At 40.6% G+C, this 18,241-nt stretch carries 15 protein-coding genes; 3 read left to right on the plus strand and 12 right to left on the minus strand.

From position 1 onward, the window contains the following. From ABFC98_03145 to ltrA, 3 genes are all read right to left on the minus strand, one after another. Positions 1-190 (minus strand): hypothetical protein (locus ABFC98_03145; GenBank protein MEN6445023.1); only part of this gene is annotated, 190 nt, incomplete at its 3' end. Positions 191-688: 498 nt separating this feature from the next. Then, entirely contained in the window at positions 689-2,761 is a 2,073-nt protein-coding gene (locus ABFC98_03150) for a VWA domain-containing protein (GenBank protein MEN6445024.1), read from the minus strand. A gap of 293 nt (positions 2,762-3,054) precedes the next feature. Continuing rightward, complete coding sequence (gene ltrA / locus ABFC98_03155; GenBank protein MEN6445025.1) at positions 3,055-4,371, minus strand: group II intron reverse transcriptase/maturase; 1,317 nt, start codon at positions 4,369-4,371, stop codon at positions 3,055-3,057. A gap of 648 nt (positions 4,372-5,019) precedes the next feature. On the opposite strand from ltrA, the gene ABFC98_03160 reads away from it, so the two are divergent. Both ABFC98_03160 and ABFC98_03165 read left to right on the plus strand, forming a co-directional pair. Then, complete coding sequence (locus ABFC98_03160; protein MEN6445026.1) at positions 5,020-6,027, plus strand: hypothetical protein; 1,008 nt, start codon at positions 5,020-5,022, stop codon at positions 6,025-6,027. Positions 6,028-6,035: 8 nt separating this feature from the next. Further along, the gene (locus ABFC98_03165; protein ID MEN6445027.1) at positions 6,036-7,232 is read left to right on the plus strand and encodes a hypothetical protein; all 1,197 of its coding nucleotides are present in this window, start codon (positions 6,036-6,038) and stop codon (positions 7,230-7,232) included. A gap of 444 nt (positions 7,233-7,676) precedes the next feature. Here the strand turns inward: ABFC98_03165 and dtd are convergent, their stop codons facing one another. The 9 genes from dtd to ABFC98_03210 all read right to left on the minus strand — a co-directional run bounded on the left by dtd (position 7,677) and on the right by ABFC98_03210 (position 15,123). Beyond that, positions 7,677-8,114, minus strand: coding sequence for a D-aminoacyl-tRNA deacylase (dtd, locus tag ABFC98_03170; GenBank protein MEN6445028.1), 438 nt, complete (start codon positions 8,112-8,114; stop codon positions 7,677-7,679). Next, positions 8,114-8,722 carry a hypothetical protein gene (locus ABFC98_03175; protein MEN6445029.1) on the minus strand — a complete coding sequence of 203 codons (609 nt, stop codon included), beginning with the start codon at positions 8,720-8,722 and terminating at the stop codon, positions 8,114-8,116. The genes dtd and ABFC98_03175 overlap by 1 nt, the downstream gene beginning before the upstream one ends. Beyond that, positions 8,719-9,939, minus strand: a complete 1,221-nt coding sequence (rodA, locus tag ABFC98_03180) for a rod shape-determining protein RodA (protein ID MEN6445030.1) — start codon at positions 9,937-9,939, stop codon at positions 8,719-8,721. The genes ABFC98_03175 and rodA overlap by 4 nt, the downstream gene beginning before the upstream one ends. Beyond that, positions 9,929-11,842: a penicillin-binding protein 2 gene (gene mrdA, locus ABFC98_03185; GenBank protein ID MEN6445031.1), complete on the minus strand. Its 1,914-nt coding sequence runs from the start codon at positions 11,840-11,842 to the stop codon at positions 9,929-9,931. The genes rodA and mrdA overlap by 11 nt, the downstream gene beginning before the upstream one ends. Further along, the gene (gene mreD / locus ABFC98_03190) at positions 11,835-12,329 is read right to left on the minus strand and encodes a rod shape-determining protein MreD (GenBank protein ID MEN6445032.1); all 495 of its coding nucleotides are present in this window, start codon (positions 12,327-12,329) and stop codon (positions 11,835-11,837) included. The genes mrdA and mreD overlap by 8 nt, the downstream gene beginning before the upstream one ends. Next, the gene (locus tag ABFC98_03195; GenBank protein ID MEN6445033.1) at positions 12,329-13,021 is read right to left on the minus strand and encodes a coenzyme F420-0:L-glutamate ligase; all 693 of its coding nucleotides are present in this window, start codon (positions 13,019-13,021) and stop codon (positions 12,329-12,331) included. Before ABFC98_03195 ends, mreD begins: the two co-directional genes overlap by 1 nt. Continuing rightward, positions 13,008-13,778 (minus strand): rod shape-determining protein MreC, encoded by a 771-nt coding sequence (mreC, locus tag ABFC98_03200; protein ID MEN6445034.1) that lies wholly within the window; start codon positions 13,776-13,778, stop codon positions 13,008-13,010. The genes ABFC98_03195 and mreC overlap by 14 nt, the downstream gene beginning before the upstream one ends. A 58-nt stretch (positions 13,779-13,836) precedes the next feature. Continuing rightward, the gene (locus ABFC98_03205) at positions 13,837-14,874 is read right to left on the minus strand and encodes a rod shape-determining protein (protein MEN6445035.1); all 1,038 of its coding nucleotides are present in this window, start codon (positions 14,872-14,874) and stop codon (positions 13,837-13,839) included. Positions 14,875-14,940: 66 nt separating this feature from the next. After that, positions 14,941-15,123 carry a hypothetical protein gene (locus ABFC98_03210; GenBank protein MEN6445036.1) on the minus strand — a complete coding sequence of 61 codons (183 nt, stop codon included), beginning with the start codon at positions 15,121-15,123 and terminating at the stop codon, positions 14,941-14,943. A gap of 375 nt (positions 15,124-15,498) precedes the next feature. Between ABFC98_03210 and ABFC98_03215 the strand changes: the two genes are divergently transcribed. Next, positions 15,499-18,009, plus strand: coding sequence for a hypothetical protein (locus ABFC98_03215; GenBank protein ID MEN6445037.1), 2,511 nt, complete (start codon positions 15,499-15,501; stop codon positions 18,007-18,009). Positions 18,010-18,241: the final 232 nt, after the last annotated feature.

Below are 18,241 nucleotides of genomic sequence, written 5' to 3' on the forward strand. Positions count from 1 at the left end.
AGGAAATCGCTTCATTAAGCTTTTGAGCTATGCGGTTGATGATAACCGATTTACTTTTGAGAATGCCTAAACAAAGGGAACATACATTGTTAAATTCCGGTTTAGTGAGAAACGCTGAAAATTGATCCAACCAATCATAAAGTTTTTCTTGCAAGTTTTCTTGAGCAATTTTTTGTAGTTCTGTAAACATGGCTGGGGTAACTCCTTATAGTTTAATTTTAATTCACTTGTTTAGGAGCTACCCCTTTTGCCAAGAATAAAAGTGACAAAATCACAATCTAAGTATTTAATATATTATAAAGATATAGAAACTAATATACATAAGACATTATAATGCAAACGAATAACTTATTTATAGGGTTTTACTGAATTGCATAACTACCTGATATTTAAGCATTAACGATATAATGGGTTGAATGCACAGTTGGTTCAAAAATTGAAAAAATGGCTAAAATAATTTTGGGGGGATCCGTGTGTTTTTGAAAGGGTGTCGCCCATAAAGGGCTATCATTATGAATTACCTTATCGACGAGGGGCTTACGCACCCTCGCTATGCACCTTTCGCCCCCATTGGGGGCTTATTTGAACATACACCATTCCTACGCCCTAATGGGCGACACTTATTATCCCGATATCCCAAATACTACGATAATGAATATATTTCAGTACTGTGCCTTATACGATATTACTATTTCATCATTGTCATTTTGGCTGTTACCAGGTACTTGCCATAGCTTATGCGGTATACATACACATCGCTGCCCACTTTCGTGCCATGTAGATCAGTTCCATCCCACTGGGTTTCATAAATCCCTTTGCCATTCACGCTTATCTTTTTTACGCATACCAATTGTCCCTTCAGGTTGTATATCCTCAGCTCTGCATCTTCGTGCAGGTCTTCCAACACCTCAAAGCGGATGGTGGTGGTGGGATTGAAAGGATTGGGGATATTGGATAGCAGCCTTATGGCAGTGGGTGGAACCGTCTCAGTTTCGTCGTGTACTTCATTGGGCGGATCAGGAGTGAAACTTGTGAATATGCACAACACTCCAAAATCAATACTAAGGTCGATAATCTCTTGCCTTAGGGTAATGGCTTCTGGAGAAGTGGGATAAAGGGAATAGTACTCCACCACCAGTTGATCTATCTTTGCGGCAGCCCACACTTTGGGAATAAAACTGTTTATGGAGTCAGGCGCATTCACCATGTCATAATCGTAATTGAAATCATGATAAATCCCTTCATGCAATCCGCTTACTGACACATTCACCGTCTGCGGTGTGGTGTAACGTCCCACCAGGCGATACTGCATCCCGCCATAAACAGACGGGAACGGATAAGGCAATACTTCCGTAACAGAACCTGCCGGAGTTATCGACAGCTCAGGATTGCCCAATATGGGATTACGCATCTCATCATAGAAGGTAGTGATGGTATTCACAATTTCCGAGCTCTCCAAAAACACAGCCGCACCATGGTGGTTCTGGGCAAGCGCTGAGAGGAGCTGGTAATGTACTTCCGATCCCACTCCAAAGCAATGGATGATTGGATCGGTATGGTTATTATTGATTCGGTTATCGATGTTGGTTATTATCTGGTAAGGATCTGTTACGCCAACCGTAGGCTGTCCGTCGGAAAGCAAGAGTATGCAGTTTCTTACCCCATCCGGCACTATCAAAAACTGGCAAATGGCACGATCTAATGCGTCATGCAGGTTGGTGCCATTCAAACTGGGCATGGTGTAGTTATTTATGTAGGATATAGCTTCACTAATGTTGTTCAAGGTTCTTTCTCGAAGACTTCCCCACAAAGGCCGTACCACATGATCGAATAGTATCACATTAAACATGTCATTCGGCTGCAAATGGTTGATTACATAGCAGGCAGCAGCCTTGGCATTCACCAGCCTGTTCTCGAAGGACATGCTTCCCGAAACGTCGATCACGATATTCAGTCTTGCCGCAAAGACTGTATCCGCCGGGATGGTATTCTCTTCCATCGAGTAGAGGAAGAACCCGGGCGCACCTTCATCCGGTGCTTCATCCAGCTTGGTACTTAGCCCCCAGGAAGACATTACACTGGTAGATAGCTGCAGCACACACCGGTAGTTATTAACTGCAACAGCATTATTTATGTGATAGCTGCCATGGGCAGTGTTATCGGTGTGTGAAACCTGGGCAATGATATCCAGCACCTCAAAATTCAATATCTGTTTATCGGAAGTTACATCTATATTGAGGCTCTGACTGTAAACCGGATCCGTCTGAATGCGCCGATAGTCATTTTTAAGGTTCAGGGTTACGCTGCCAAAGTTATAGCTCAGCAACTGCACATAGGTAAGCTCCACTGTAACATCTTCATTGTAATGCAGTGAATCAGGCAAATCAAAAACCAATGGCATGAGCTGCATATAGACTCTATAGTCATCCGGAAAAGTACTGGGCCCTCCCTGGGGATTGGGTGGTAAACCGCTGATGGAGGCCTCATTCCACTGCTGGCCATAATTCCAGCGCAGCTTTGTGGCACTGGCTCCACGAGGTATGGGAAAGTAATATCTCGGATAAAGCAGGTAGTTATTCAGGTTTGTAAATGTCTCCGTTACCTTCACCTCAGCAACCTGGTTGGTTACATTCACATCATAAGCGCATGAATCAAGGTGCGCAAGCTGATACTGGGTACTATTACTGTTCAGCACTACTCCGGCAGCGTTTAGCAGAAACACTGCAACAATAAACAAGCAAGACAAGCCTATCTTCTTCATTTTCTCCTCCCTTGGAATCTGGACTTGTTCCTTAAATACTGTTCATAAATATCATTTAATTATAAAGCAATTTTTATTCCATTATTAGAATAATATATTCATTTCAATATCTACATATTGTAATTTAGTTTTTGTGGTAAGCTGCATGATAACCTTTGGCATGCCCGGCACCCGGGAATATCCGACGATCTTACTAGGATAGGGGTAGGGGAGTGCTCCATTGCTGGCTCCCCTCCCTCCGAACCGTACGTGCGGTTTTCCCGCATACGGCTCTCCAGAAAACAGGTTGCTCATTAAAGAGGCTGGCATAATTCTGCATGGGCTCTGACCATTGAGAAAAACCCATGTTTATCGAAGATGGAATTGGGATATCTGAGGTTGTCGTTGCCTGCGGTGGCAATTCCTTTGCGTTTCTCGTGTTTCTTGAGAATGCTGCGCAGTCTGCGTCTTGTCCATCCGTCTTGATCTGGGAAGGTATTCTTGTGGGCGTGCTTGAAGTATTCAAACCATCCCCGTTGGATAGGTGTTATCCTGTCGATGATGGTTTGGAGGCTGTGGGCATTGCAGCGCTTGGTATGTTTTCTGATATTGTCTCTGAACTTCTGGATACTCTTGTCTGTAGGGAATTTCATCCTTTTCTTGAACTTGTAGCCCAGAAACTCAAAGATGTCTGTCTCGGTATCTACGATCTTGGTCTTGGTTGGGTGCAGGGTGAGCCCCGCTTCCGTTGTCCAGGTTCGGATCGTTTCCAAAGCCGCTTCTGCCTCTTTCTCTGTTTTGCACATAACCACAAAGTCGTCCGCATATCTGGTCATTTCAAACCCTTGCAGCAACATCAGCCAGTCCAGCGGATTGAGATAAATGTTTGCCAATAAGGGACAGATTACCGCTCCTTGCGGAGTACCTGCTTCCGGCGTCCAGCTTGCCGCAGTGTCGATTACCTTTTGTTTGAGATATTGGTATAGCAGAGCCAGGATTCGGCTGTCAGCTATCTTTTCTTCCACAATCTTCATCAGCTTATCTTGAGGGATATTATCAAAGTATCCCTTGATATCGGCATCGACCACATACCTGTAGTTGTCTTTCAGTAGTCCATCGACTCTTCTGAGGGCATCCTTACATGATCTGTTGGGACGAAAGCCATAGCTGTATTGGCAGAATTCCACCTCAAAGATTGGCTCAATGACGTTGCGTAGTGCTGTTTGTACTATTCTGTCGGTAACCGTCGGTATTCCCAGAGGACGTTTATCCTTACTGCCTGCTTTATCAATCCATACACGCTTGACGCCTGCTGGTTGATATTTGTCCTGCTTCAGCAGTTCGGAGGTTCGATTAAGACGTTCTGCAGCATGCCTGCGATAGTGCTTGATACTTACATTATCGATACCAGCACTTCCACGATTGGCTGCCACCTTCTTCCAGGCTGATTCGAGGTTGGGCAGATACCATACCTTGTCGATCAGACTGAACCACTTTCCACCTTTGACTCCTCTTTCGAGGGCTGCCAGCATTTTGTAAGTCCATACCAATGGTTCCACCCATCCCCAATGGGCTGGGATTTCTCGTACTTGCTTAGCCTTTTCAGGCACTGACGTTCGTTGTTCTTCCATTTGTATTCCTTTCCAAAATCTGTTTTCCTGTGCCCCTTTGCTCCTCTTGGGTTATGTTGTCCCAAGTATCATCGCTAATATGAGCACTCTGACTCCTGCCGGACTCTCATGTCCTCCGGCAGGTCTCCCTGCTTTACATTGCAGACCTTCCTGACCATTCCGTCTCCAACCACATGACAGCTCCTGAACCGGCTTACATTCTTTACGTCGTTCAACCGCTCAGGTCTTCCCAGAGGGAGACAGCAGTTCCACCCGCTGTGCCATTTCCGGGTCTTAGTCTTCACCTTGATACTGGAGGCTCGGAAACTTGTTTGGACTTGGGCATTCCTGCGGTGTGGACACTTTTTTTATCACCAAAACTTCAAATATGGCTGTGTTTAAGCAGCACTTGGACATTAATGGAATATGATCTGTGTTGACATAGTAACTAATAACTTGTTGATAAGGATGTTATTAGTAAACTGAATCACAAATCAGACCATCATCGGACTTGGACATTTGAAGTTTTGGTGATGAAATTTGAAGTTTTCAGTGAGGGTCTATATTCTGATTTATCTTAGGGCTAAATTTACAACCAGATAAAAAAATACTTGACATTTTCATAATAAGAAAATCCTAAAACAAAATCTTATAGTAGGAGTTACTATTATGAAAAAGACATTATTTACTCTCGTCTTAGCACTTCTGGTAAGTGCAATCTTTTCCACCGTCTGGAATGTAAATAACATTCCTGGAATGGCTGCAAATTTTAACAATTTAGATGTTGCTTGTGCCTCACCAAATGTAGCCGATTATGATACTTTGTATATTTATGGAGCACCTACTTTATACAGTGATGTAACTATAACTCGTCCATTAACGATTATTGGGCCGGGCTATTTTCTGAATCAAAATCCCGGTCTGCAAAATAATCTTACTCCTGCCACAGTTAACGGTATATTATTTGATGTCGGTTCCAGCGGTTCATTAATTAGCGGAATGACAATAACCAATTTAAATGTCAATACCTCTAATGTAGTGGTCCAACGCAATTGTATAGATCTACTATCTATATATAGTTCTAATTGTATTGTTCTCCAGAACTATTTTTCTAATCCTCAGCCGTATCAGACAGAGATATATGTTGACGGGGCTAATTATCTGATTGCCAATAACTATATTCCAGGTGCACAAGTTGGTTGTAGTTTTCAGTCAACTGTTAATGCCAGTGGAGTTTTTGCCAATAATATCGTGGAAGGAACCTGCTATTTCAATAATGCAGATGTTTACAACTGTATATTTAAGTGTATCTTTGATGATTCTTATTGGGGATGGGTTTTTAGTTATAATGCCAATACTTCTTTTCATCATAATGTCTTCCGTGCTATGAATAACTGGAATTGGCAATATGATGCATCTATCACAGGAGAAGGAAATTTGTATGATGTTCCGGGTGAAATTTATGTAGCAACTGGTTCTCAGGATGGTTATTATCAGCTTTGTCCTAATTCTCCGGCAATTGGAGCAGGCATCAGTGGACAGGATTGCGGAATTTTTGGCGGTTTAGAACCCTACCGTTTATCAGGAATTCCTGCCATTCCTACCATTTATGAATTTACTGCTCCTGCAACTGGGTTTGTAATTCCTGTTCAGATAAAAGCTCGTTCCAACAATTGAGGTGGAAAATGAAACGCATTTTATTGTGTTTCTGCCTTTGTTTTGCCGGTTTTCTGTTTTTGGGGAGTGTAAACATCACTCAGGTAGAATATTATTTTGATACGGATCCGGGCTGGGGATTGGCAACTCAGGTTCCTATTACTCCGGCTGCAGATATCAATACCGCTCTTGATGTTAACTTGCAAAATGTATCAGACGGCTTACATATATTATTTCTCCGCACCAAAGATGAAGACGGAAAATGGAGTATATTGAACAGTAAATTTATTTTAAAGCAGTCCTCCTTGAATGCTCCGATTACTTATCTGGAATATTATTACGATACTGATCCCGGTTATCATTTGGGCACCGCATTGGCTTTTACCGGAAGTTCGGATATCTTGTGCACGGAATCAATTTCTACTAATGGTCTTTCCAACGGCTTGCATTTTTTGTTTGTGCGCTGTCAGGATGCCAAGGGTTTTTGGAGTCCTAATTGTTCCAAAGTAGTTTTTAAGGGTGCCTCCGGCATTAGCCCCATTTCTTATGCAGAAATGTTTGTGGATAATGATCCGGGGCAGGGTAATGGAATTCCTGTTTATTCCCGTATGAGGGAAGAAAATTCATACCTGTTTAATTTTGAGCTTACTGATGAAAATGTTCCACCTGGAATGCATTTGCTGGGTGTCCGAGTGAAAAATAATGCCGGCTACTGGAGTTTGAATCAGTATAAATTCCTCTATCTGTCTTCCTATTCTCAGCCCGTTATAAATAGTGTCTGCTGGTATTTTTCCGGTAACGGAGCCAATCCCGAAGATATTTATACTTATGCACTTACCAATCCGGCAACGGATATTACGGTAGCTTTGGAAGCAAGCATTGTGCATTTACAACAGGATGGTGAATATCAGCTCGTTATGTATTCCACCAATGCCCGTGGTCAGAAAAGTATGCCTGAATACAAATTTTTTACCGCTGATTTTAGTCCCAATAATGTTGTTCTAACTATCAATGGAACCAATTTGAACTTAAGCTGGGATAGCATTATTGGAGCAGACCGCTATCTGGTTACGCAAAAAACAGACCCATACCAAACAGAAGGCACTGTTTACACGGTAGATGGCAATTTTATAACTCTTCCTATAGCAGCAAAGGGATTTTTTAATGTGAAAGCACAGAGGGACTTACGCAATAGTTTGCCCGCTTTGTCTCGCTCACATAAATGAGGAGATGTATCTTCTTTAATATCATAAAGTTAACATATCCCTTACCAGCCACCCCTCCTCCACCTATCTTCCACCCCTCCTTAACGATGAGTGGAGGAGGAGTGGAAGAGGAGAGGCATAAGAGAAGCAAGCAAGGAACAAGCTGTAACTATTTTATTTATTTCATTTTAACCCAACTATGAAAAGTGTAGTCGGAGGACGTCGTTCCTCCGCCAGGAAAAATTCTTTTTATTTTGCGGAGCTTCAGCGAGCTCCGGCTACACTTTTTGCGGAGCTACGGCAAGCTCCGGTTACACTTTTTGCGGAGCTACAGCAAGCTCCGGCTACACTTTTTGCGGAGCTACAGCGAGCTCCGGCTACACTTAAAATAATCCGAATTCTAATAAGAACTCATTTTCTCTGTGTTATCCGTGCAATCTGTGAGGTCTGTGAGAGGTCTCCCTTTTACAATTCCAGGTTGATTGTAACTGGGCCCTCATTGATTAATTCCACTTGCATTTTAGCCCCAAAAATACCAGTTTGAACATTCAGGTCTGATTCTTTCAACAAAGCCACGAATTCATCATAAAGTTCTTTTGCTTTTGGGGGTGTGGCGGCTTGGCTAAAATCTGGTCTGCGTCCTCTTTTACAATCGGCATACAGGGTAAATTGAGAAATCACCAAAACCGAGCCCTGAACATCTGCAATATTTTTATCAAATTTGCCGTTTTCACCTTCAAATATACGCAGTTCCAAGCATTTACGCACAGCCAAAGGTAAAATCTGAAAAGTGTCGGAAGCGCAGAAACCAACAAATATTAGCAGTCCGGTTTCAATTTGGCCGGTTATTTTATTGTCCACATAGCAAATTGCCTTGCTAACTCTTTGTAAAGTAATGCGCATCAGTCAATTTTAAAACCGTGAACTTCAAAGCAGCCGGTATCATCTATCCAAATTGAGCCCTCTTTAAAAGGAGGAATATAAATGCCCAGGCGTCCAAATTTGGCACCGGGTTTGATAAAGCCGGCGCTGATGGTGGAGCGTTGCCAGTCATTGTTTACATTGGATTTGATTTTGAAATGGTTTACTATTTTGCCATTTTCTTTAAAGACAATAAATCGCAGTTGGGGACGCGGTGGATTGGGACAATTGGTTTTAAAATAACACCTTAAGTAATATCCTCCATAACGCCGGACATTAAAGGGCTCACTTAAAATTAATACAGATTTATTGGAAGCATCAATCCGCAAAGAGGTCTTTCCTTCCAAAGCATTCTCCGGGTCTATATTAACTGGACTGCCCAAATTATCCTGGGGATTAAGAATAACCATCCAACTCTTCAATGCCTCTTCCCCAATGGTGGAATAAGGACTGAAACTATTATTCTGAACCAGATTGGGGCTATCCTTGATGTCCCTTTCCGTAAAACTGAGAGTAGTGATCACCGAACAAGAACTAACCAAAATAAGCATTACTGCCAATAGGACAAGAACAAAGAAACGATACCTCATTTCATAAACCCTCTTTCATTTAAATATTTTAGCACAACACCGACGGCAAGAGAATTAATCAATAAATTTGAACCGCCGTAACTGATAAAAGGCAAAGGAATTCCAGTTGCCGGAACTAAACCAATATTCATCCCAATATTTATAAAGGTCTGAAACATAAGATAAACCAAAATACCCGCCGTGGCAACTTTTCTTTCACGCACTTTCAATTCTCCCAAATTATAGATAAGACGACTAAAAAATGCTACAAATAACAACAGTAAAAGCATAGAACCCCAAAAACCGAATTCTTCGCCAATCACGGAAAAGATGAAATCCGTGTGATGCTCCGGCAAAAAATTCATATTTTTCTGAGTTCCTTTCAGCCAGCCCTTGCCAAAAAAAGAACCACTGCCAATGGCAATTTTTGCTTGAATAATCTGATAACCGGCACCTAAAGGATCTCGCGTAGGGTCTAAAAAAGTTAAAATTCGGTTCTGTTGATAATCCTTCAAGCCCATCCAAAAAACCGGTGTGATCAAAGCAATGAAAACATTGATAATCCCCGCCACCGTTATAGCCACCCAAGATAAATGTGAGCGCAAAAGTAAAACGACTAAAATAATTATCCAGATTGGTATGGCGGGTAACCAAAGAGAACTGATTATGCTTACAATGGGACTGATACATAGTAAAATAAAAAACAACGGAACATCAGCAGCAATCAACATTGCAATCAACGCTGCCCAAAAAACAAGCGTGGTTCCAAAATCGGGCTCTATAACAATCAACAAAGTAGGCAGCAAAGTTAATAAAGAACCGTAAAGAATTTGCTGGTATTCGTTTAAATTTTCTTTGGCAATGAGGCGCGCCACCATTAAAATAGTTAGTAATTTGGCACTTTCAGAGGGCTGAAGATTTATTCCACCCAAAGTAAACCAACGATGTGATCCATTTACAGCAGGCGTAAACAACACTAAAATAAGCGCCAACATATTCAAAATAAACAGTGGTAAAATCAATAGGTCAAAAATTGGCATCGGAAGGCGTAACAATGCTAAAATAGCCAAGATAGATAAAATCGCAAAGACAATTTGTCTCCACCAAGTGTTTTTAGTTTGTGAATGACCCGCAATTACAGTTGTAGAAGCACTATAAATTATAATGCAACCCAAAATTATCAGCAACAATAAAAGCGTAAAGAGGACAAAATCGAACTTTTTACGGTTAATGAACATTATTGCCTTCCACAGGGGTAGTGGAAACAGGTTCAGTTTCCGTTTCAGAAGTGTTTAATTCATTTTCTTCCAGCCCCGCTTCCGATTCTGCCGCTTCCACATTTTCTGCCGTTCCCAATTGGGGAGGCAAAGGAGTAACTTTTTTGATGTTTTCCAGATTACCCAGATAATAATTAAAAATTTTAGCCGTTAAAGGAGCTGCCATAGCTCCTCCTCCCCCTGCATTTTCCAGAAAAACGGTTACTACAATCTCTGGTTTATTGGTTACCAGATAGCCACAAAACCAGGCATGCGTTTTTCTGCCCATAACATTTTCCGCGGAACCAGTTTTACCATAAACCGTGGCTCCAGTAATTTTTGCATTGGCGCCTGTGCCTCCTGGGGCATTAACTACAGACCATAAACCCTGTTGAATGGTTTTCAGGGTTTCCGGTTTCATCGGTAATTTCTTTTTTGCTAAGGGCATAACCTGTTCGCGAGTTAAGCGTCCTCTGCCCACTGTTTGTTTCAATAAATGGGGCTGAGTCCATAAACCGTTATTGGCAATGGCTCCGTAAAAAGCATTTAACTGTAAAGGTGTAGTAAGCACTTCTCCCTGGCCAATGGCTAAATTTACTTTATGACCAATAATGCCTTCTTTTTTGCCATAGGTCTTTCTATACCAATCCGCGGTGGGAAAAAAGCCCTGTCTCTCATTGGGTAAATCAATTCCCGTTCTTCCAAAGAGAAAAGAATTGCGCACATAATTGTAAAAATCATTTAGATTGATTTTTAAGGAAAGATCGTAAAAAAAAGTGTCGCAAGAAAGCTTTAAGGCATCAATCACATTATTACTGCCATGTCCACTACTATACCAACAACGGAAAAAGCGGTTACCAATTTTAAGTCCACCGGTACAAAAAGCCAAATGCGTGTCTGGAGTTATCAAACCTTTGTCTAAACCAATTCCTGCTGTAATTGGTTTAAAAACGGATCCCGGTGGATAAGTTCCATAAATGATTCTATCCATCATTGGCTTTTCTTCCCGATTCAAAAAATCCCAGGTCTCGGGTGTAATTTTTTGCATAAAGAGATTGGGATCAAAATCTGGCTTACTCACATAAGCAAGAATTCCTCCACTGCGAACATCACTAACAATAATGGCGCCGTTCATTCCGGGGGGGAAAATTCCGGAAACAAAATCCTGCAAATCATTATCTATGGTTAAAACAAGAGAGAGTCCATTGAGGGGTTCAATGTTCCCTCCTTCTTCAAAGAGCTGTAAACTGCGTCCCCGCGAATCAACCTGCACAATTTCCCTGCCGTCTTTTCCTCTTAAAAGAACTTCATAAAAGCGTTCCAGACCTGTTTTACCAATATAACTGTTGAGAGAATAGTCCTCATTTTGATAGAGCTCATATTCCTGCTCATTAATTCTTCCCACATAACCAGTGAAGTGATTGGGATATAAATAATTGCGAGTGGAGCCAATGCGAAAAGAGAGTTCCGGAAAATAATTCAGTTCTTCGCTTAAAATCAGCGTTGTTTCGTAAGGAATATTATCTGCCAGTAAAATTTCTTCGTAGGTCTTGAAGCGTTGTTGGAAAACAAGTTCTTTTAGTTCATTTGCAGGTATGCCAAAATTTGCTTCCAAAAATTTGCTCAACGCAGGTAAGTTAGTTATTTTACCACTGGTTAAATATAGATTGTGGGAAGGTACATTTTGCACTATAGTTCTGTATTTATGGTCGTAAATTTCTCCGCGGGTGGCAGTTATTCTGCGGATGCGAACAAAGTTACTTTCCGCTATGCGTTGATATTTTGCCCCTTCAATAACCTGTAAGCGAAATAACCAACCACCAAGCAATAAAAACAAAATTGCCAAAACGATGGAAAAGGTTACAGTTGTTTGGTTCTTAATCATTATTGATCGTTAAGCGGATTTTGCTTAAAAGTTGCATACTCCAAAAAACCGCCATCGAAAGGATAACATTATAGCCAAAACCAATCAATGCCTTTGCCGGAAGCGGTGCCGCAAAACTAAAAGTAACCCCATAAATAATTAGCTGGATTAGGGAAAATAATAAATTGGCAATACCAATGGTAAGCATTTTGGCTACAAAGCTTTCGGGCTCAAATGGCTTGCGAAATTCATCTATGGCCACAGCCAACAGCAAAAAAATAAAAGCATAAAAGCCAAAAGTCATCGGATTAACAGTATCGAACATCATTCCGATGATAAAAACCAGAATTACGGCAAAATTACGCTGACGCGTCCAGACAATATAAATCAGCCAGGGCAAAAGAATATTGGGTATTACACCAAAAACAGCTAAAGCGGGCATCACCAAAATTTGAAGATACAAGAAGAAAAAACCGAGAATATAGCTCCAAATTCCTTTCCAAACCATCAGTCATTTACTCTACGCACAATGCAAAATGGGGTCAGTTCATCTCCCTGACCTTGAGGATTATCTTTCATTACTTTTTCGATAAAGTGTTTGCTGACGCCTTTGCTGCTGCCAATCATCCAGCAACCGCCAATATCATTGATATCCATCACGGCAAATTCATAGCCAAATTTAGCGTGCAAGTCCTCACATATTTGTTGTGGATTTAGAGGTCCTTTGATAACTGTATCCGTATAGGGCGGAACAGGAGAAGTTGTTGCTGCGTCAATTAAAGCTGCCTGCATTCCAGCCACTTTATAAAAATCTCCTTTCCGCTTAAAAAGTTTGCCTACGGCTCCCATAAAAGCTGCCAAAAGAATTCTGGGAACACCTGTTTCTTCAATGGCACATTGCATACTGGTTGGAGCTCCTAAACCAATGCCATAAGGGACTTTGGCTACAAAACGACTAAGGATTTTCGCCAACAGGGACACCTTAATTTCCGCCACAGGAATTGCCCTTCCCTGAGTAATCGCCAAAGGACTTTCACTGATAGTTAAAATATCACCCGGTTGCATTAACGGCAAGGCAAATTCTGCGATTAAATCAGCAATGTCATCTTGGGGAGAAATAATTTTGGTTTTGACAGGAATGCGTGCAAATTGCACATTACCTATCCTGATTAACGGTTCATTTTGTTTACTGTGACTCATTTTTCTCTGCCTTTTTCAGAATAAATAAATGTTCCAAATTTTCCACCAGAGTAAAGGGCATAATATCGGCACTAATAAATAAGTTATCTTGTGATTCCCGAATCCGATTTATGACCCCGACTGGATAGGACTTGGGATAAAGTCGTGAAAGATTGGAAGTTACAATTGTATCCCCCACTGCAATATCGGAACCGAGCTTGATTAAATTCATCGAAACAGTTCCACTAATATCGGACTGTAAAATACCTTGAACGGAAGTTCTGGCATCCATAACCGGCAATTGAAAACGAGGATTGGAAAAAGGAAGCACAATTGAATGATCTGCAGCCACTTGAATTATTTTACCTACAATGCCATTGGCAGATATAACCGGATCGTCCATTTTGATTCCAGAACCAAATCCTTTGTCCACAATCAAATTAAGTTCTTGATATTGACCCGCTATGCCAATTACTTCCGCTTGCATTAATTCAACTTCACCCACATCGTAAGTAATGGAAGAAGCGCCAGTATATTGTTTTAATTTATTTTGCAATTCCAATTTCGCTAATGTTGTTTCCGCCAATTGTTTACGCAACGAAAAGACCTCTTGCTTCAGTTCCTTGGTTGTCTCCATTACTTTCAACGACTTAACGAACGGGAAAAATACCGTATTTCCCATCCAACCGGCTTTTTTAACGCGGTTTTCTTTACTGCCTATAAGCATAAACAGCGAAATCACAATCAAGACAAGGGGAACCAAATTCTTCTTAAACATCATATATCCCTATTAGATAAGGGTATTATCAGTTTATGGGAAAGGTTCAAATTCCGATTCAATCCTCAATTCTTTTAATCAGCACTTGACGAAATCTTTCCACATCATCCAAAACTTTTCCCGCCCCTTTTACTACGCATTCTAAAGGATCGGGAACTACATGCACGGGTAAATCCACCGTTTTACGAATCTTTTCATCCAGACCTTTAAGAAGAGCGCCACCACCGGTTAAGAAAATACCCCGTTCAGCTATATCAGCAGAAAGTTCTGCCACCGTTCTTTCAAAAAGGCGTTTGATCGCATCTATAATGGAAGCAATCGTTTCCGAAATTGCTTCGCGTATTTCTTCCGAGGTTATTTTTATCGTTACCGGATAGCCAGACACAATGTCTCTTCCGCGCACATCCATTGACAGTTCCTGTTTTAGAGGATAGGCGCTGCCAATTCCCATCTTGATTTTTTCTGCGGTTTGCGGACCTACCAGCAAGTTATTTTTCTTGCGTAAATAATTTATTATATCCGTATCAATTTGGTCACCACCCACGCGAATGGAATTATGCACAACAATATGGGAGAGAGAAATAACGGCAATTTCACTGGTTCCTCCTCCAATATCCATAATCATATTTCCGCAAGCCATGTCAATTGGCAAATCAGCTCCTATGGCAGCTGCAATAGGTTCCGAAATTAAATGCACTTCGCGCGAGCCAGCATGCAGGGCACTATCGCGCACAGCTCTTTTTTCCACTTCCGTAATTCCGGAAGGAACACAAACAATTACCCGAGGACGCACTAAAAGACGCTTTTTTTGCGCTCTTAAAATCAGATTACGTAACATCAATTCCGTTACTTGAAAATCGGCAATTACACCATCTTTAAGGGGTTTAATAACGCGCACCTCATCGGGATTTTTTCCCAGCATCAGTTTCGCGGGGGTTCCAATGGCGATAATTTTTTTATTATCATTAGATACAGCAACGACGGAGGGCTCATTGATCACGATTCCGCCATTTTTTTTATAAACCAAAGTATTGGCAGTTCCCAAGTCAATTGCTATATCATTAGCCATCATTCCAAAAAAGTCAAATATGGACATCAAAAACCTCTCTATTATCTGCGGACAAGGCAGCTTAAATTTAACATTTACTATTTTTTGCTTATTTTACCCTATTTTTATTTTATCCTGCTGTGTCAAGTAAAAACGACAGTTACCAATTTTTCCTGCCGATTTGGTAGCTCCAAAATGGCGTCTGGCATTTAGCATAAACAAAATCAGGAAGATGTTCGGCTCGTTATTTTGGGCAGAATAATCTCGCCTTCCTTTTTCCCTTGCTTTATCTCTCAAATTGATTGGTTTATGTAGCTAAAGTTCTGCTATGCAAAGATAACCATTTTTAGGAAAGAGAAACCGCTTTTGCGTTATCGGCAACAATAATGGGCACAATTTTTCTGTTATGGCAATTTCAATCAGAAAGCTATTCCTTCGCATAGAGATAACTATTTGTTGCACAGTCGATTCTGTAACGCCACAGTAACATTCACCTTACACTGCCGTAGCGACATTACTGGATCGCTACGGATATGTTACTGGCATATAAGAGGGCAAAGTTAGAGAAAAAAGAGGATATTGCTTGACAGAGTTATTTATTATGGAAAGAAGGATTTTATGTAGAATTAGTTTGAAAAACCGTTAAATAAGATTATTTTAAGGAAGGTAAAAATGAAAAAAAGTTCCTGTCTTGTCGTAGCATTTCTGATTTTAATGCTCGGTTCACTCTCTGCTAAGCATTCGGATAAATATCTTTTGGCAAATTATACTCTCTTAAGGTGTTATCCAAATATGCCTGGCTGGTATTATACTTTGCTGGATTCAATTCAGGCGGCTAAATTCAATGCTTCCGTAATAACCGTTATGCCGGGTGATTTTCCTAAGAAAACAGACCTTCTTTTTAAAGCGATGGATGAGCGTGGGCTGGATGTTTTGCATTATGATATGGCATTTAACCCAGATAGTAAAAATCCTGAATATGGAATTGAAGCGTTTTCCATTGCCAATTATTGGCGTTTTGAGGCAGAATATGATTCTACTTTCAAAGAGAATCTTTTGGATGATAAATATTTTTACAATAATTCCTTCACGACTGGCAAGCAGGTTTACAATGAACTTGCTTCCGGTAAATATCTTTTGCAGCTAAATGATGGCCAACCTGGCTATGCTTTTAATAAACTGGAATTTCGCTGGCAGGATAAGGGCTCTACAAATTATTTAATCGGTAATGAATTCCGCTTTATCCAAAGAGAATGGGCGCAAAATTTTAAAGCGAATCCCTCGGTAAACGATACTTTATTTATAACGCTGGCTTTTAAATGTTCAAATATCCCTACGGATCCAAATGCAGAATTGATGCAATTCTCTTTTAACGGTTTTGATAATGCTAAAAATGAACATAAAGTTTCACATTTAAACACTTTGTCTTCCGAATCCGGTTTAACCAGTAAACTAACGGTGAACCAATATAATAAGCTACCTCTTATCTCTAAAGATGAAAAAGGCAACATTATTTGGCCTCATAAAGAAATAACTCTTAAGGTTGCTTTGCAAGATATATACAATGCTGGTCTTTTGGGAGGAGGCAATAGTTGGAAATATTTACTTAGCAATCTGAATCCTCAAATATACTGGAATGGAAAAGGGACTTTGGAGCTGGACTATGTGGAATTTGAAGATACGATGAATAGACGCCAGAAAACAGATACTGAACTGATTAGAGCAGTCCGCAAAAGAGTTTATGACTTTGCGGAAAGATATGATAACATTAAATATTTCTATCTTACCGATGAGCCCACTCAAGGTCAATTCAGTTCTTATAAACGGATCCAAGATGATATTTTTAAAGATATAAAACATTTAACTGGTAGTTCTTCATTATTCACCTGTTCCATTTTGCATAGGAAATATGTAACGAAACCAGATGATAAGATGTATGACCATATTGGATTATATGCCCGCGAAGTTAATCCCGAAATCATCTCTTTCGATATTTATCCTCTTTGGGGTTGGATTCAATGGAATAACCCGGAAGAAAGAAGAGGAATCCAAAGACGCCTTTATTATGATATGTTGGAACCATATAAATACTATAAAGAACTCTGTATGAAAACCGGCGCAAAATATATGCCCTGTCCCCAGTCCTACGGTGAATGGGTTTATACAAGCCCGGAAACAGGTTTTTGGGCATTGTTGCGTCCGCCCAAATATATGCAAAAATGTTTTCAACTTTTACCTTTTTGTTATGGAGCAGATGGTATTTTAACCTATAGAATCAATAACAAAATACTGGATGCCACAGCTTTAAAATTGAGCTATCAAGAATTTACCACCATAGATGTGGCTCCCTCAGGAGAATTAACTTTCCGCGCTGGTTGGGAAGGTCTGAAAGAGGCAAATGAAAAAATCCTGGCGTATGCTGATTATATGAACCCCAAAGAATGGATTGACACGGATGTTATTCAAACAAATGGCTATCAAAACCCTGCCAAACTGGAAGCGATGCTGATAAAGTCAGTGGAAGTTCTACCTCAAAAATTGGTGCAAAATGGAGTTGATCTCTATGATGGCTATGTGCAATGCGGACTTTTTAAAGCAGCCGATAAATATCCTTATTTCATAATGGTCAATCGCCGCACCGAATATATATCGATGGAAAATAACCCTACTAAATGCGATAGCTTGATATATGTGCATCCTGATAAATTGGATGATGCTTATTTAACTGCCCCTCCTCAAACGGTGAAATTCTCTCTTGATGACCACGCCCAAAATATTCTGGGAAAATATGTTGCCCTATATGACCCCTTCGATAAAGGCGTTTTCTACTCGGATGATAAATGTCCCAAAATTAGTATTGAGCCCGGTGATGGACGCCTCTTGCAAATGTGCGCTACTTTACCTAAAAAAGTAACAGGTAAAAACGAACTGAACTATCTGGCGGTCTTGGAAGGCGATTTGGTTTTGGAAAAAAATGCCACTGTGACGGTAAACCCCGGTTGTAAATTGATTATTAAAGATAACAGCAAAATTGTGGTTAAAAAAGATGCCAAACTGAACATTCTGGGCAAAACAGAAATTGGTGACAATGTCCAAATCCAAATATACAAAGGGGGAAAAGTAAACTTAAATGAAACCGATTGTCAGTGGGGGAAAAATTCTCAGATAACGGCAGTGAAATGAGTAAAGTGCGGGAGTGTGGGAGTTCAAAGTTCAAAGTTCAAAGTGCAGGAGTGCAAAGTGCGGAAGTGCAGAAGTTCAAAGTTATTTTGGTGGTAGTTAATAAGTAAATCTGTGTTATCTGTGAGAGAACAAGTTAAAGGAAGAACGACGTCCTCGTCGTTCCCCTGACAACCGAGTTATATAGTTCCCAATCAATTCTGTGAAAGCTTGATAGTTTGTTTGTTGTGGTTGA

Origin of the sequence: Candidatus Cloacimonas sp. (assembly GCA_039680785.1) — a bacterium.
Classification (GTDB): Bacteria; Cloacimonadota; Cloacimonadia; order Cloacimonadales; family Cloacimonadaceae; genus Cloacimonas.

What these genes read in the sequence shown, in the direction of transcription:
- ABFC98_03150 (MEN6445024.1), bottom strand. Translation starts at nt 2,761, where the DNA reads ATGAAGAAGATAGGCTTGTCTTGCTTGTTTATTGTTGCAGTGTTTCTG.
- ltrA (MEN6445025.1), bottom strand. Translation starts at nt 4,371, where the DNA reads ATGGAAGAACAACGAACGTCAGTGCCTGAAAAGGCTAAGCAAGTACGA.
- ABFC98_03160 (MEN6445026.1), top strand. Translation starts at nt 5,020, where the DNA reads ATGAAAAAGACATTATTTACTCTCGTCTTAGCACTTCTGGTAAGTGCA.
- ABFC98_03165 (MEN6445027.1), top strand. Translation starts at nt 6,036, where the DNA reads ATGAAACGCATTTTATTGTGTTTCTGCCTTTGTTTTGCCGGTTTTCTG.
- dtd (MEN6445028.1), bottom strand. Translation starts at nt 8,114, where the DNA reads ATGCGCATTACTTTACAAAGAGTTAGCAAGGCAATTTGCTATGTGGAC.
- ABFC98_03175 (MEN6445029.1), bottom strand. Translation starts at nt 8,722, where the DNA reads ATGAGGTATCGTTTCTTTGTTCTTGTCCTATTGGCAGTAATGCTTATT.
- rodA (MEN6445030.1), bottom strand. Translation starts at nt 9,939, where the DNA reads ATGTTCATTAACCGTAAAAAGTTCGATTTTGTCCTCTTTACGCTTTTA.
- mrdA (MEN6445031.1), bottom strand. Translation starts at nt 11,842, where the DNA reads ATGATTAAGAACCAAACAACTGTAACCTTTTCCATCGTTTTGGCAATT.
- mreD (MEN6445032.1), bottom strand. Translation starts at nt 12,329, where the DNA reads ATGGTTTGGAAAGGAATTTGGAGCTATATTCTCGGTTTTTTCTTCTTG.
- ABFC98_03195 (MEN6445033.1), bottom strand. Translation starts at nt 13,021, where the DNA reads ATGAGTCACAGTAAACAAAATGAACCGTTAATCAGGATAGGTAATGTG.
- mreC (MEN6445034.1), bottom strand. Translation starts at nt 13,778, where the DNA reads ATGTTTAAGAAGAATTTGGTTCCCCTTGTCTTGATTGTGATTTCGCTG.
- ABFC98_03205 (MEN6445035.1), bottom strand. Translation starts at nt 14,874, where the DNA reads ATGTCCATATTTGACTTTTTTGGAATGATGGCTAATGATATAGCAATT.
- ABFC98_03215 (MEN6445037.1), top strand. Translation starts at nt 15,499, where the DNA reads ATGAAAAAAAGTTCCTGTCTTGTCGTAGCATTTCTGATTTTAATGCTC.